This is a genomic window from Niveispirillum lacus, assembly GCF_002251795.1.
GTDB lineage: Bacteria > Pseudomonadota > Alphaproteobacteria > Azospirillales > Azospirillaceae > Niveispirillum > Niveispirillum lacus.
This window is the reverse complement of the sequence record NZ_NOXU01000012.1, coordinates 35,508-49,357: the sequence shown is the minus strand read 5'-3', so window position 1 is coordinate 49,357 and position 13,850 is coordinate 35,508. Positions and strand designations below refer to the sequence as shown.

Here is a 13,850-nt window from a genome sequence, read left to right as displayed (position 1 = left end):
CCGGGCTTGGCCCCATTCAGCACGGCCACGACGCCGGTATGCGCCACGCCCGTCTGCACCTCCATGCCCAGCTTTTTCAGGTGGTCGGCCACCAGCTTGGCCGTGCGGAATTCCCGGTTGCCCAGTTCGGGATGCTGATGGATGTCGCGGCGCCAGGCCACGATCTTGGGTTCCAGCGCCTTCACATCAGACTTGATATAGGCAGGAATGTCGGGGGTGGGGGCCGTCTGCGCCTGCACCGGCGGGACCAGCAGCGGCAGCGCCAATGCCGCCAGCAACCCCGCCCGCTTCCACTTTGCCCGACCCGTCACCCGCATTTGTTTTCTCCGCATGGATGCTGATATGCGGATAAGGGTGACAGGCGTGGCGGGCGGGCGCAATGGGGATGCGGGCGGCCCAATGGGTATTGGTCGCCGGAGGAAGGCCCGCAGCTTTCGTGCGGGTGGCCGCTTAAATTGCTACCAAGCACCACTGAGCCCGAGCATCTTCCTCAACTACTGACGCGAGTGATAGAACTCCGCTGGTGCCGGGTGCGTTCAGATCGCGCAGGGCGAGGCCACTCTGTGTGCTTGTGATATAGAGGTATGTATTATCATCCTGAATGACTTTAACCATCCAATATTGATCTCCACTATCAATGGATTGGGAAACAAAAGCAACATCAGATGAACTCGCGGCAATGAACCAGCCAGGCCATCGAAGATTATTTATTCGAAATGACTCTGGTCTTACAGAAAGAAAATACCAAATCTGATCATCTCTTACGTCCGATCCGCCATAGACATGCAAGCCAGCCGTTTGATCCCAGCCTCCGCTCTGGGTAATGAGATTGTTGGTGTATTTGTTCCTCAGGCGATACCGGGATGCATAGTTGAATGCCATGGTGGCGCTCCCTTTTCATCGGTTCGGTTGATTTTAATTCTATTAAGATGATTTTATCATATGCCTAATTATAGATAATGCACCAGAAAAATTAAATAGAAACAAAATACATCCAATAACTGATCTACGGTTATTTAAGTAGCCGTAAAATAGCATATTGCCTTAAATATCTATATGCGGGTATATTTAATGACTACATTTAAATGTTAGATCTTGTTAGATATTTCCGTCGGAATACACAATGTCCGCGAAGGGGGCGATCTTGTTGCGCATGCGCTGAGCACCAGATCGGCTGGCAGGTGGTCGCTGATTCACCGTCAGCCCATCAACCGCGTTGGGGACAGCGATGGTCGGGACGGTGCCGGCAGGGCAAAGAGCGCTGCGGGATGGTGACGAATTTCCCACCGGGCATGGGTGCAAAAACAGCGGCCTAGCGGCCACGCTTCGCGCTCGGGCTGGCCTCGGTCATATGCTGGCCGGCGGTTAGATATGTCGGGGATGGGGCATCCCTGAGAGCCGGACGCCCAGATCCCCACAACATTGCGTGGCTGCCGAGCCTTACTGGCCGATAAATGTCTGGTTGATAGGCCAGCAGGAAAAAAATTCAATGATATTTAATGCTCTATTTAAAAAATATTCGAACAGTACAATTTAGACCCCGTAGAAAACCGTCAAACAAAAATCTCGGAATACTTTCTCCGGCAATGGCATAAGGTCCATTGCCGGAGAAAGCTGAGTCAAGAAGGTCAAACCACCCGAATATTCTTGAACTGCCACGGATCGGACGTGTCCACGTCTTCCACGAACAGCTTGTTGCGCCCATCCAGCGGCGTCCAGTCCGTGTAGGCACCGACCACCGGGCCCAGATAGGGCATGCAGATATCCAGGCAGCGCTGGAAATCCATATCGTCGGCTTCGACGATGCCGCGATCGGGGTTTTCGATGGCCCAGATCATACCGGACAAGGCGGCGACCGTGACCTGCAGGCTGGTGGCGCTGTTGAATTCCACCAACTGCCGCGCCTCCGAACAGGTGAGCTGGGAGCCGAACCAGTAGGCGCCCTTTTCATGGCCGGCCAGCAGCACGCCCAACTCATCCACGCCGTCGATGATTTCCTTCATCAACAGGCGTTGGGTTTCCTGCTGCACGAAGTTTTTGCCGGCGAATTCGTGGATGGATTTCACCGCATCGTCGCAGGGGTGATAGGCATAGTGGCAGGTGGGGCGGTAGATCGCCTTGCCGTCCGCGTCGCGCACCGTCAGGTAATCGGGGATCGACAAAGCCTCGCTATGCGTGATCAGGAAGCCGTGGAAGGGGCCTTCCATCGGGGTCCAGGTGCGCACGCGCTGTGTCACGCCCGGCCGGTTCAGGATGATGCCGGCCTGACAGCCGAAATCATGGCGGATACCGTCGGGCGGGAACGTCGCCTCATGCGTGCCCCAGCCCAACTCCGCCGGTTGACACCCTTCGGAGATGAAGCCGTCGATGGACCAGGTATTGACAAACTCCCCCCGTTTTTTCGGGATGGAGGAGACCTGGGTGTCGCGTTCGGCGATATGGATCACCTTCACGCCCAGGTCATGGGCCAGCTTGGCCCAGGCTTCGCGCCCGGCCGGCACCTCGGTCACGTCGCGGCCCGTATCCTCGGCAATGTTCAGCAGCGCCTGCTTCACAAAGTGGGAGACGAGGCCGGGATTGGCGCCATGGGTCAGCACGGCGGTCGGCGCGTTGGTCCCCAGCTTGCCCCGGAGATCAAGCGCCTGTTCGCGCAGCGCGTAATTGGAGCGCATGGAGGGCGACAGGTTGGGATCGGTATAGCCGCCGGGCCAGGGCTCGATACAGGTGTCGAGATAGAGCGCGCCGCGTTCGGCACACAGCTCCACCAGGGCCGTGGAGGAGACATCCACCGACAGGTTGAGCAGGAAATCACCTTTGGAGAGCAGGGGTTCCAGCATGGCCCGGTAATTCTGCCGGGTCAGCGGTTCCTTGACGAACTTGATGCCGAAATAGTCAGCCTCACCGTGGCCGCGCTCGTCCGCCGTGATGATGGTGATGTTCTGCCGGTCAATCTCGATATGCCGCAGAATCAAAGGCAGCACACCTTGACCGATGCTGCCGAATCCAACCATCACAAGACGCCCGGGAAGGGCACAATGCTTCTGATATTGGGTCATTTTCGGGGGTTCTCCGGGGCTATTACCCGCCTATGGGAGCCTCATGGCTGTGGGGTTGACGTGCTTCAGACGTGATGCAGGACAACAGAAAGGCACGGCCCCGCCCAGATGGATGGGACCGCGCCCGGTTGGAATTAACACAATGCTATATCAAGCGTTGCGATTAGTGAAGATGATGCGTGTCAAACTATCATCGGCCCGATGCGGGGTGCAACGACGCCCCTGTGAAATAATCATGTAACACCCCGGCGATCATCGGTGAAAGGAACGGTCAACAGCTTATTCCGCTGCTGCACAATCTGGATTTTAACCCTGATAAACTTGGCCGGCGCCCTGCGCGTGGCACGATCGTTGCGCAGGCGATGCCATTATTCTCGCATCCTTGCCAATTATACTCCCTGTGGCGCGAAGCGCGCGACATCACGCCGCGCGAACCGATAGGGCGATACCATGGCCGGCGGTCTCCAGCAGCGGGCCGTCCGCCACCTCCACCAGATGCGCCTGATCAAAACCGTTGAATTCCGTGCGCAGCGTCGCCCCATAGGCACCCAACTGCCCGATTTCGATCCAGTCGCCCTCCTGCACGTCGGCGGGCAGCAGGAACGGGCCTTTCATGCGGTCGGCACTGTCGCAGGTGGGACCCCAGAAGCTGAACGGGGCGAGCGGCGCATCGCTGCGGCGGATCAGGCGGCAGGGGAACAGGAAGCCGGGCACGCCCGCATCCGACAGGCTGCCATAGACGCCATCATTGATGAACAGCTCGTCCGTTCCACGCCGGCGCTCCACCTGCACCACGACGGACCCGCTGGCGGCGACCAGGGCCCGGCCCGGTTCGCACCAGATGCGGGTGCTGGACGGCAGGTTCAGGGCCGCGATGCCCTTGGCGATTTCGTCCATGTACAGCGTCAGGTCGGGCGGGTCCATGTCGGGATAGGCGACGGGGAAGCCGCCGCCCACATCCAGAACGTCGATGGCGACGCCGGCGGCCTCCATCACTTGGCCCGCCAGTGCCAAGGCACGACCATAGGCCGCCGGTTCCAGCATCTGACTGCCGACATGGAAGCACAGACCAACGCGCCCCCCCACGGTCCGGGCGCGGCGCAGCAGGGTGACGGCCTCGTCAAACTGCGCCCCGAACTTGCCCGACAAATCATAGGCAGCCTTGCCCTTGGGCATGGCGAGACGGATGAACAGGCCCAGGTCGGGGGCATTGCTGGTGACCGCCAGGATCTTCTCCAGTTCCTCCACACTGTCCAGCGAGAAGTCGCGCACCGCATAGTCATTATACGCCTTGGCAATGGCGGCGCGGTTCTTGACCGGGTGCATGTAATGGATCTGCGCATCGGCAAACATCTGCCGCACCACGCGGATTTCCGCCGGCGAGGCGCAGTCGAAATGCCGGATGCCACCATTGTACAGCGCACGCAGGAAGGCCGGATCAGGATTGCACTTCACGGCGTACAGCACATCGCCCATACCGCCCGTCGCCTTGCCGAACAGGTCAATGAAGCGGCCCGCCGTGGCGCGCAGGGTGGCGGGGCGGATGCAGTGCATCGGCTCCGCCGGTTCCAGCCTTACCACCATCTGATCGACGCTGGGCAGGCGGGGCGTGGTGCTGCGCGCGGTAGCGCGGCGCAAGGGGGCGACGGCGGTGCGGAAACGGACCTGGGCCATGGACGTGCCTCTGGGGGACAATCCCCGATGCCACCCAGCCTCGCCGATCAATGGGCGCAGAACAGGGCGGGAATATGAAATGATCGCGGCGGGCGGTACGGACCGGCCAACCGGATGGTGCGGGGAAGATCGGGGTCTGGTGCCGCGTCGTGATTGCCGGGTCGAACAAGACCGCAAAGCGTCAACGGACGAAGCGAACCAGCGGGGTCCTTACCGGACCATGCCTTCTCGGCGGGAAACGGCGTTCATGTGACTATCCCTCTCGGGGTACCGGCCCACGGTTGACCGGTGCTGCCAAAAAGGACGCCTGACGTCGTTGCATAAACACCAGGGGCATCGCCGGTTTCCGGCGGTGTCGCCACAAGGGCCAGGGGCACGTGCGGGTGCGTCGTGAGATCAGCTTATCCATGCGAACGCCCGTTCGTGCAAGACCTTGTTGCAGTGCAGTTCGCATGGCTGGTTTCCCCCCTGTGCGGGCGGCAAAAGGATGCCCATTTAGGGTGCATGCACACGGCGATCCTTCTTCCCGCACTGGCTGCCCTGATCATGCTGTGCCCCTATGCCGGGGCGCAGGAAAACCCGCTTCTGTCCCCGCCGCCGGGCCTGCCGGGATTACCGGCCAACCCCAGCCCCCTGGACGCCGAGCGCGGCCGGGCGCAGGCGGATGGCTTGCGGGGTGGGGCTGACCTGTCGTTGCGGCCCGCGCCTGACCCGATGCAGCGGCGCGACGCCAGGGATGCGCGGCTGGATGCTGACCGGGCTTTGCGCGCTTTGCAGGACCCGGTACCGCCCACACCGCCCGCCCCCGGCATCGAGGGGCCGCCTGCCCCGCGCATCGACCCACCCGAACCCCGAATCAGCCATGGGCGCAAGAAGGGCGCGCCGACACCGGCCCAATCCTCCCCCGTGCCCGGCGCCAAGCCACCCCCGCCGCCCGACCCTTGACGATCGGCCCCGATTGCTGTTGTTGACGCACAGCAGCAGCGGAACCGGACCCATGATCCCCATCACCCCCTATATCGCCATCGACGAGGAGGAGCTTCAGGAAAGCTTCCTGCGCGCGGGCGGTCCGGGCGGGCAGAATGTCAACAAGGTGGAAACGGCGGTGCAACTGCGTTTTGACGTCGCCAACTCTCCCACCCTGCCAGACTGGTTGAAGCAGCGGGTGCGGGGCGTGGCGGGGCGCAAGCTGACGGCGGACGGGGTTCTGGTGCTGGTGGCACAGGCCCACCGCAGCCAGGAACGCAACCGCGAGGATGCCAAGGCGCGGCTGGTGGAAATCCTGGCCAAAGCGGCGGAAAGGCAGGCCCCGCGGCGGCCCACGCGACCCACGCTGGCATCCAAGACCCGCCGCCTGGACGCGAAAACCACCCGGTCGGGGGTGAAGAAGATGCGCGGTAAGGTGGATATGGAGTGATCCCCATGATCTTCGCCTGACCGGCCCCTGGCCGTTCGCATTACCCCTTTGCGTTAGAAGCCGCCCATGTCTTAATGCGTTCACAGGGGCCGGAGCGTTTCCGGCATGGTTTCCAGGCCTTGGGTTCGATGTCGAAATTTACCCGCACCGGCGGTTCCTCCAGAACCGATCTCAGCCGCGTGGCGATCCAGAAATCGCCTTCGCTGCTGGATGAACGGTTGGGCGTGTACCGGAACAAGATCGCGCAGAATGACATCGACGTGATGCTTAAACAGCATCAGGCCTTTGTCGAACAGCGCGTCAGCGGGGTGCGCGCCCATTTCAAACTGTGCGAATTGTCGAACCTGGACCTGTCGGGTGCGGTGCTGGCCTCTGCCGATTTCACGGGGGCCAAGCTGCATAACACGCTGTTGCGCGGCGCCGATCTGCGCATGACCAATTTTTATGCCGCCGATCTGGCCGAAGCCGACCTGATGCATGCCGATCTGACCGCGGCGGATCTGCGCGGGGCCATCCTGCGCGGGGCGGTGATGATCAGTTGCAACCTGACGTCGGCCGATTTCCGCAACGGCACCCTGGCGCTGGCCCGGAACGGCGAACTGGTGTCGGTGCAGTCTTCGTCCGAGGCGGACCTGTCCAAGGCCGTAATCATGCGTGCCACCCTGTCCAAGGCGCGGCTGTCGGACAGTTTCGTCATGCAGACCGACCTGCGCGATGCCGACCTGCGCGGGTCCATCCTGGTCAAGGCCAACCTGTCGGACAGCAACCTGACGGGATGCGACCTGACCAGTTGCGATCTGACGGAGGCCAACCTGGAAGGCGCCAATCTGGAAGGCGCCATCATGACCGGTGCCATCCTGCGCCACGCCAACCTGAAGGGCGCCAACCTGATCGGGGCCATCCTGGACGGGGTCGACCTGACCCTGGCCAATATGGAGGATGTGAAAACCATCGAGCAGTTGGCTGGCATGGAGGAAAGCCTGGCCGACATGCTGACAGCCCACGCCAAATGGATCGAAACCAATGGCGGGGCCGGCAAGCAACTCGACCTGTCGGGCAAGGACCTGACCGGCATGGACCTGTCGCGCATGACCCTGTCGGCGGGTATTTTCCGGGGGGCCGTGCTGCGCAATGCCAACCTTTCCCGCTCGGCCCTGCTGATGGCGGACCTCTCATCCGCTGACCTGCGCGGGGCCAACATCCGCAATGCCAATCTGCGCGGGGCGCGGCTGATCCGGTCCATGATGGTGGGGGCGGACATGACGGGCGTGTTGGCCTCGCCCATCAATATCCAGGGCCATGACTGGCAGACCAATATGGAACGGGCCCGGTTGGGCAAGGCCATTCTGGTCGGCGCCGACTTGACGGGCGCCAACCTGACCGGGGCCGATCTGCGTCAGGCCCAGATCCGCAATGTCAGCATCAAGGGGGCAGACCTGACGGATGCCAATCTGACCAATGCCGACCTGCGCGGGGTTGACTTTGGCAAATGCAAGCTCAGCAACACCAAGGGCCTGCCTGATATGGATAATCTGGAAAGCGACGATTGATCGGGCTGGCATTCCCTGCTACCCGACGGGGATGACCTTACACCACGACATCATCATCGCCGGCGGCGGGGCCGCCGGGCTTTACGCCGCCATCTTTGCCGGACGGCGCGGGCGGCGCGTCCTGGTGCTGGACCATGCGGAGAAGGTGGGGAAGAAGATCCTGATCTCCGGCGGCGGGCGCTGCAACTTCACCAACCTGGACGCCAAGCCCGACCGCTACCTGTCAGCCAACCCGCATTTCGCCATTTCCGCCCTGAAACGCCATACGCAGCATGATTTCATCGCGCTGGTGGATCGCCACGGCATCGGCTGGCATGAGAAGAAACTGGGGCAGTTGTTCTGTGACGATGGGGCGACCCGCATCCTGGGCATGCTGCTGGATGAATGCGCCGATGCCGGCGTGGCCATCCGCACGGCATGCCGGATTGATGAGGTCACGCCTGTTGAGGGTGGCGGGTTCAGTGTGGTGACCAGCCATGGCACCTTCACGTCCGACAGTTTCATCCTGGCGACGGGGGGGCCCTCCATCCCGAAGATGGGGGCGACGGATTTTGCCTTCCGTCTGGCGGCCCAATGGGGGCTGAATGTCGTGGAGCCCCGCCCCGCCCTGGTGCCCCTGACCTTCGCGCCGCTTGATTTGGACAAGCTGAAGGACCTGTCGGGTGTGCCGCTGGAGGCCAGCGTGTCCTGCGGCAAGGGCAAGTTCCGTGAAGCGCTGCTGATCACCCATCGCGGCCTGTCCGGCCCGTCGATCCTGCAGATCTCCTCCTACTGGCAGCCGGGGCAGGGGGTGCGTATCGATCTGTCGCCCGACCTGGGCCTGGCCGAGCATCTGAAGGGGCTGAAGAAGACGCGACACAAGGCAGAACTGAAAACCATCCTGGGTGAGATCTTGCCCCGCCGTTTTGCCGAACGGTTGTTCGAGGTGGCGCTGGTGGGATCGGCCTCCCTGGTCAACCGCCCCATGGCGGATATCAAGGATGCCGACCTGGTGGCTGTGGCCAATGCCCTGCACGCCTGGACCGTTCACCCGGACGGAACCGAGGGTTACCGCACGGCGGAGGTTACGCTGGGCGGTATCGATACGGCCGAGCTGTCATCCAAGACCATGGAATCCCGAAAAATCCCCGGCCTGTTCGTGGTGGGGGAGGCCGTGGACGTCACCGGCTGGCTGGGCGGGTATAACTTCCAATGGGCCTGGTCCAGCGGCCATGCAGCGGGCATGGCGGCCTGACCCAACGCCTCACGGCCGCCATCTTCGTCCCTGACAACCAACCTTGTTGCGCCCTTCGCCGATCGGCCTAGGATGCAGGTTAGGTTCCCTTTCGGAAGTCCGATCATGAAAAACACCCTTCGCGTCGCCGCATCCCTGTTGGCCCTGGTCAGTCTTGCCGGTTGTATGGCTGCACCGGCCCAGCGCGAATCGCGTGAAGGCATGGACCCGCGCCGTGCCTGCATGGCGCAATGCAGCCGTGATAACAATATCTGCATGGATCAACATGCAGCCAGCCCCGGCAATACCTCTCAGGTCGGTCGCACCGACTATGGTATGGGGGCAACCTGCAAGGCCGAGTTACAAAGCTGTCAGGCCCGTTGCTGATTTCTGCTCAGGTGTGACGATGACCAAGACCATCGCCCCCCGTCTACTGGCCCTGACGCTGGCCACAGCCGTGTTGTGCCCGGTGCCGGTTGCCATGGCCCAGACCGTGCCGGCCACCCGCGCTGATATCACCATGTCGTTTGCGCCGCTGGTGAAACAGGCTGGCCCGGCCGTGGTGAATATCTACACCAAGCGACGGGTGCAGCAGCGGATATCCCCCCTGTTGCAGGACCCGCTGTTTCAGCGGTTTTTTGGCGATGCCCTGTCTGGCATCCCGCGCGAGCGGGTGGAAAGCAGCTTGGGCTCCGGTGTGATCCTGGCATCTGACGGGCTGATCGTCACCAATGCCCATGTCATCAAAGACAGTGATGAGATCACCGTCGTCCTGGCCGACCGGCGCGAGTTTGCCGCCAAGCTGGTCACCACTGATGAACAGGTCGATCTGGCTGTCCTGCGCATCGATCCGGGTAAAGAAAAGCTGCCCTTCCTGCAGATGCATGACAGCGACAATTTGGAGGTGGGTGATCTGGTCCTGGCCATCGGCAACCCGTTCGGGGTCGGCCAGACGGTGACCAGCGGCATTGTATCGGCAGTGGCCCGCACCGCCGTCGGCATCTCTGACTATAATTTCTTCATTCAGACCGACGCTGCAATCAATCCTGGCAATTCCGGGGGCGCGCTGATCGGCATGGATGGACGGCTGGTCGGTATCAATACTGCCATCTACAGCCGGTCGGGCGGGTCCATCGGTATCGGTTTTGCCATACCCGCCAACATGGTGCGGACAGTGGTGGACGCGGTGCGCAATGGCGGCAAGTTGATCCGTCCCTGGATTGGCGCTGGCGGGCAGGCGGTGACCAGCGATATCGCGTCTTCGCTGGGGCTGGCGCGCCCGGCCGGTGTGCTGATCAATCAGGTGCGCAAGGGCGGACCGGCGGATCAGGCGGGGTTGAAGGTCGGTGACGTGGTCACTGCCGTCAATGGCAAGCTTGTCGACGATCCCGACAGCATGCGTTACCGCGTGGCCACGCTGGGTGTGGGCGGTACGACCAATGTCACGATCCTGCGCAATGGCCGGGAACAGACCCTACCGCTGCGTCTGATCGGTCCGCCGGAGGACCCGCCGCGCCAAGAGACCACGCTGGCCGGTCGCACGCCCTTGTCGGGCGCGAAGGTGGCCAATCTGAACCCCGCCCTGGTGGAGGAACTGCGGTTTGACGGCGCCGACACTGGTGTGGTTGTGCTGGAGGTCGGGCGTGGATCGCCTGCGGCTTCACTGGGGCTGCGCCCTGGTGACGTGATCCTGTCGGTCAACAATGCCGACATCCGCCGGGTGGGTGATCTGGATGCCGCCCTGTCCAGTCAGATTCGCCGCTGGACCATTGCAGTCAGACGAGGGGACCAGACATTGACCACCACGGTCGGTGGCTGATCCGGATGGCGGTCAGCGCCGTATATCGGAGCGACCATCCCGCCCCGGAAAGACCGCCATGACCAGCCGCCGAAACTTTCTTGCCGTTTGTGTGACAGCGCCATTGCTGTCTCTGCCGCCCCTATGGTCGGCGAAGGGCGCAGGGGTCGATCCCACATCGCCCGACCTGCCGGTGGTGACAGGCCTGATCCAGGATGCCATCCGTCGTCACCGCCTGGACGGGGTTGCTGCTATCGCCCATCACAGGGAGCGGGTGCTTTATCGCGGCTATTTCGGGGATATCGGGCCTAACACGGTGATGCCTGTGGCGTCGGCCAGTAAATGGGTGGCGGGGCTGGTGATCATGGCCCTGGTCGCGCAGGGAAAGCTGCGGCTGGACCTGACCCTGGAGCAGGCGGGCATGGTTACCGGCGGTCCTGCCGCTGACATCACCCTGGCGCAGTTGATGAGCCATACCTCTGCCCTGCCTTCCATCGGGCCGCTCAGGCAGGATTGGCGCTATCCGACCCCGGCCGCCGCCGCACGCGGTCTGCCCAAGATGCACCTGATCGGGCAACCGGGGCAGGTCTTTGCCTATGCCGGCGTGTCGATGGAGGTGGCGGCGGCCCTGGCGGAACAGGTGGGAGGGGCTGATTGGAATAGCCTTTTCCGCCAGCTTATCGCCGATCCGCTGGGCCTGTCCCCGGCCTGCCGCTGGGGCGAAAAATGGGGAGTGGGTGGGGGTCTTTTCGCCACCCCGGACGATTATGAACGTCTGCTGCTGCTGGTCGCGGCCAAGGGTGTCACCCGGCAGGGGCTGCGCCTGCTGCCGGCTGACCTTGTCATGGACATGGAACGCGACCGTATCGGCACTGCTGTTCGCAAAGGTCAGCCCAAAGCAGCAGCATTGATGCAGGGCTATGGCATCGGGCTTTGGTGTGAAACGGTCCTGTCCGACGCGACCTGTCCTGTGGTCTCCAGCGCCGGGGCTTTCGGCACGTTGCCGCGCATCGACCGCGGGCGCGATTTGACCATTCTGTTGATGGTCAAATCGCGCCTGCCGAAACTGCTGGATGACTGGCGTGCCATCGTCCAGGCGCTGACCGACGCGGCAGATGCCCATACGCCCTGACCCGCTTGGCATTCACGGCAAACAGGCTCCAACCGCTGCCCGGCGTCAGAGTTGCGCTGCCAGAGCGTAAGCCTGCTGGGTCGCGAAAACGATACGCCGGGGGGCAAAGGCGTCGCCCAGCAGATGCAGATTGGGCTGTCGCCCTTTCAGATCGGCATAAAGCCCGGCATCCGCCACCGATCCGCACGCCAGCACCACGCTGTCCACGCCGTCGGCCAACTCTTCCTTGAAGGAGAAGACGTTGCGCAGGCGGATGCGGTCCGGTTCGATGGCCACGGCCTGTACCTGATGGCGGAACGTCACGCCCCCGCGTGACAGCCGGGCCAAAAACGCCCCCAGGGTATAGCGCCCGACCAGCGGGGCCGGTCCCGGCGTCTGGTACAGCATGGTGACCAGATGCCCGCGCTGGGCCAGCATGTCAGCCAACGCCAGGGGGGCGGAATGGTCATCCTGCACAATGATATGCACCCGCCGCCCCAGGGCTGCGCGGTCGGTCAGCACGTCGCGCATGTCATGCACGAAGGGCAGGTCCAGACCCGTGATTTCGGGGCGGCGGGCCACCGCACCGGTGGCCACCGCCACGATATCCATGCCTTCGGCCAGCACATGGTCCGCCGTGGCCCGACGCCCGCGATGGACATTCACGTCCAACTGCCCCAACCGGTGCGCAATATGGTCGATCCAGGCCAGGAAACCCTCCTGTGTCGGCAGTAAGGCGGCCAGCCGCACCTGTCCGCCCAGCCGGTCACCGGCTTCCCACAAGGTAACCTTGTGCCCGCGCTCAGCGGCACGGACAGCCAATTCCAGACCGGCCGGTCCGCCCCCCACCACCAGGAGCCGTTTTTTCGCCGCCACGCGGGGGAGTGGCCCTTCCACCTCCCGCCCCGCATCGGGGTTCACGGCGCAGGCAAAGGGCAGGTTTTCCACATAGCGCCGGCTGATACATTCGTTGCAGCCGATACAGGGGCGGATATCGGCGGTCCGGCCTTCGCGTGCCTTGGCCAGCAACTGACCGTCGGCGAAATGCGCCCGTGCCATGCCCAGCACATCGGCATGCCCGTCCGCCAGCGCCTGTTCGGCCACGTCAGGCCCGGTGATGCGGCCTGTGTAGACGATGGGGATGGACAGCGAGCGGCGGTAAAGCGCTGCCTGCTCGGCCCAACCGCCGGCAGGGTAATGGTGCGGCTGAATATAGGACGGGTCGCCCCAGGGGCTGCCCATGACCAAATGCACATAATCCACCAGCTTGGCATCGGCCAGGCGGCCGGCAATGGCGGCACCGCCCAGCAGGTCATAACCGCCTGGCTCACCTTCGGCCATGTTCATGCGGATGCCGACGGTGAAGCCCGGTCCGGTCGCATCCCGGATCGCGGTCAGGATTTCCGTGATGAAACGCAGACGGTTGGCAAAGGAACCGCCATACGCATCGTCGCGCCGGTTGGTCAGCGGCGACAGGAACCATTCCATGAGATCGTCATGGTTGGCATGGATTTCGACCCCATCCAGTCCAGCCTTCTGGGCCTGGGCAGCGGAAAACCGGTATTCCTCCACAAACCAGCGGATTTCATCCCGGTCCAAAGCGTGGGGGATCTGGTTGATCAGGGGGCCGGACAGGCGCGCGCTGGGCGCGTGCGGCATGCCGCCCTGGATCACCAATTGTGTGGTCGCCGTCGCCCCTTCTGCCTTGACCGCTGCCGCATAGGCCCCGGCCCGTTCCAGATAATGTGGCAGGCGGAACACGCCCTGTTTCATGGCACCGACGCCTGTCGGTTCAAATCCCGGCGGCATCCGGTTCTCAACAAAGCCCGTGATGCCGTCGATCCAGCCGGCACCGGCCCGTGCCCGCGATGCCCAATAGGCGATGTTGCGGTCGGCCTCCGCCGCGGTGCCCCAGAGATTGCCGACAGCGCTGGCGTGGGGGGGCAGCATCACCCGGTTCCGCACGGTCATGGCGCCGATGGTCAGGGGACGGAACAGGTGCGGATAGCTGTTGGTCATGGTGCCTTCCCC

Annotated in this window: 11 protein-coding genes and 1 pseudogene; 7 read left to right on the top strand and 5 right to left on the bottom strand. The window is 63.0% G+C overall.

What is annotated here, in order from left to right:
• The 4 genes and pseudogenes from CHU95_RS01005 to CHU95_RS00995 form a co-directional block, all read right to left on the bottom strand.
• Positions 1-317 (bottom strand): annotated as a pseudogene (locus CHU95_RS01005) (hypothetical protein); the annotation flags it as partial.
• A gap of 133 nt (positions 318-450) precedes the next feature.
• Positions 451-882: a hypothetical protein gene (locus CHU95_RS22005; RefSeq protein WP_133065365.1), complete on the bottom strand. Its 432-nt coding sequence runs from the start codon at positions 880-882 to the stop codon at positions 451-453.
• 746 nt (positions 883-1,628) lie between these two features.
• Positions 1,629-3,056, bottom strand: coding sequence for a homospermidine synthase (locus tag CHU95_RS01000; RefSeq protein WP_094452828.1), 1,428 nt, complete (start codon positions 3,054-3,056; stop codon positions 1,629-1,631).
• 420 nt (positions 3,057-3,476) lie between these two features.
• Entirely contained in the window at positions 3,477-4,730 is a 1,254-nt protein-coding gene (locus CHU95_RS00995; RefSeq protein ID WP_094452826.1) for a type III PLP-dependent enzyme, read from the bottom strand.
• 504 nt (positions 4,731-5,234) lie between these two features.
• Between CHU95_RS00995 and CHU95_RS00990 the strand changes: the two genes are divergently transcribed.
• The 7 genes from CHU95_RS00990 to CHU95_RS00960 all read left to right on the top strand — a co-directional run bounded on the left by CHU95_RS00990 (position 5,235) and on the right by CHU95_RS00960 (position 11,840).
• Positions 5,235-5,675 carry a hypothetical protein gene (locus CHU95_RS00990; protein ID WP_094452824.1) on the top strand — a complete coding sequence of 147 codons (441 nt, stop codon included), beginning with the start codon at positions 5,235-5,237 and terminating at the stop codon, positions 5,673-5,675.
• Between the two features lie 52 nt (positions 5,676-5,727).
• Entirely contained in the window at positions 5,728-6,147 is a 420-nt protein-coding gene (gene arfB, locus CHU95_RS00985) for an alternative ribosome rescue aminoacyl-tRNA hydrolase ArfB (protein WP_094452822.1), read from the top strand.
• Between the two features lie 128 nt (positions 6,148-6,275).
• The gene (locus CHU95_RS00980) at positions 6,276-7,697 is read left to right on the top strand and encodes a pentapeptide repeat-containing protein (protein WP_165771928.1); all 1,422 of its coding nucleotides are present in this window, start codon (positions 6,276-6,278) and stop codon (positions 7,695-7,697) included.
• 31 nt (positions 7,698-7,728) lie between these two features.
• A complete protein-coding gene (locus CHU95_RS00975; protein WP_094452818.1) occupies positions 7,729-8,931 on the top strand; it encodes a BaiN/RdsA family NAD(P)/FAD-dependent oxidoreductase in 1,203 nt (400 codons plus the stop codon).
• Between the two features lie 105 nt (positions 8,932-9,036).
• Positions 9,037-9,297 (top strand): hypothetical protein, encoded by a 261-nt coding sequence (locus CHU95_RS00970; RefSeq protein WP_094452816.1) that lies wholly within the window; start codon positions 9,037-9,039, stop codon positions 9,295-9,297.
• Between the two features lie 19 nt (positions 9,298-9,316).
• The gene (locus tag CHU95_RS00965) at positions 9,317-10,729 is read left to right on the top strand and encodes a DegQ family serine endoprotease (RefSeq protein ID WP_094452814.1); all 1,413 of its coding nucleotides are present in this window, start codon (positions 9,317-9,319) and stop codon (positions 10,727-10,729) included.
• A gap of 58 nt (positions 10,730-10,787) precedes the next feature.
• Entirely contained in the window at positions 10,788-11,840 is a 1,053-nt protein-coding gene (locus CHU95_RS00960) for a serine hydrolase domain-containing protein (RefSeq protein ID WP_094452812.1), read from the top strand.
• A 45-nt stretch (positions 11,841-11,885) separates the two neighbouring features.
• On the opposite strand, the gene CHU95_RS00955 is transcribed toward CHU95_RS00960, so the two are convergent.
• Positions 11,886-13,838, bottom strand: coding sequence for an oxidoreductase (locus CHU95_RS00955; protein ID WP_094452810.1), 1,953 nt, complete (start codon positions 13,836-13,838; stop codon positions 11,886-11,888).
• Positions 13,839-13,850 lie beyond the last annotated feature (12 nt).

Bases quoted from the DNA above. Each gene is read 5' to 3' on its own strand.
- CHU95_RS00995 (WP_094452826.1), bottom strand. From the start codon at position 4,730: ATGGCCCAGGTCCGTTTCCGCACCGCCGTCGCCCCCTTGCGCCGCGCT.
- CHU95_RS00970 (WP_094452816.1), top strand. From the start codon at position 9,037: ATGAAAAACACCCTTCGCGTCGCCGCATCCCTGTTGGCCCTGGTCAGT.
- CHU95_RS00975 (WP_094452818.1), top strand. From the start codon at position 7,729: ATGACCTTACACCACGACATCATCATCGCCGGCGGCGGGGCCGCCGGG.
- arfB (WP_094452822.1), top strand. From the start codon at position 5,728: ATGATCCCCATCACCCCCTATATCGCCATCGACGAGGAGGAGCTTCAG.
- CHU95_RS00980 (WP_165771928.1), top strand. From the start codon at position 6,276: ATGTCGAAATTTACCCGCACCGGCGGTTCCTCCAGAACCGATCTCAGC.
- CHU95_RS22005 (WP_133065365.1), bottom strand. From the start codon at position 882: ATGGCATTCAACTATGCATCCCGGTATCGCCTGAGGAACAAATACACC.
- CHU95_RS00965 (WP_094452814.1), top strand. From the start codon at position 9,317: ATGACCAAGACCATCGCCCCCCGTCTACTGGCCCTGACGCTGGCCACA.
- CHU95_RS00960 (WP_094452812.1), top strand. From the start codon at position 10,788: ATGACCAGCCGCCGAAACTTTCTTGCCGTTTGTGTGACAGCGCCATTG.
- CHU95_RS01000 (WP_094452828.1), bottom strand. From the start codon at position 3,056: ATGACCCAATATCAGAAGCATTGTGCCCTTCCCGGGCGTCTTGTGATG.
- CHU95_RS00955 (WP_094452810.1), bottom strand. From the start codon at position 13,838: ATGACCAACAGCTATCCGCACCTGTTCCGTCCCCTGACCATCGGCGCC.
- CHU95_RS00990 (WP_094452824.1), top strand. From the start codon at position 5,235: ATGCACACGGCGATCCTTCTTCCCGCACTGGCTGCCCTGATCATGCTG.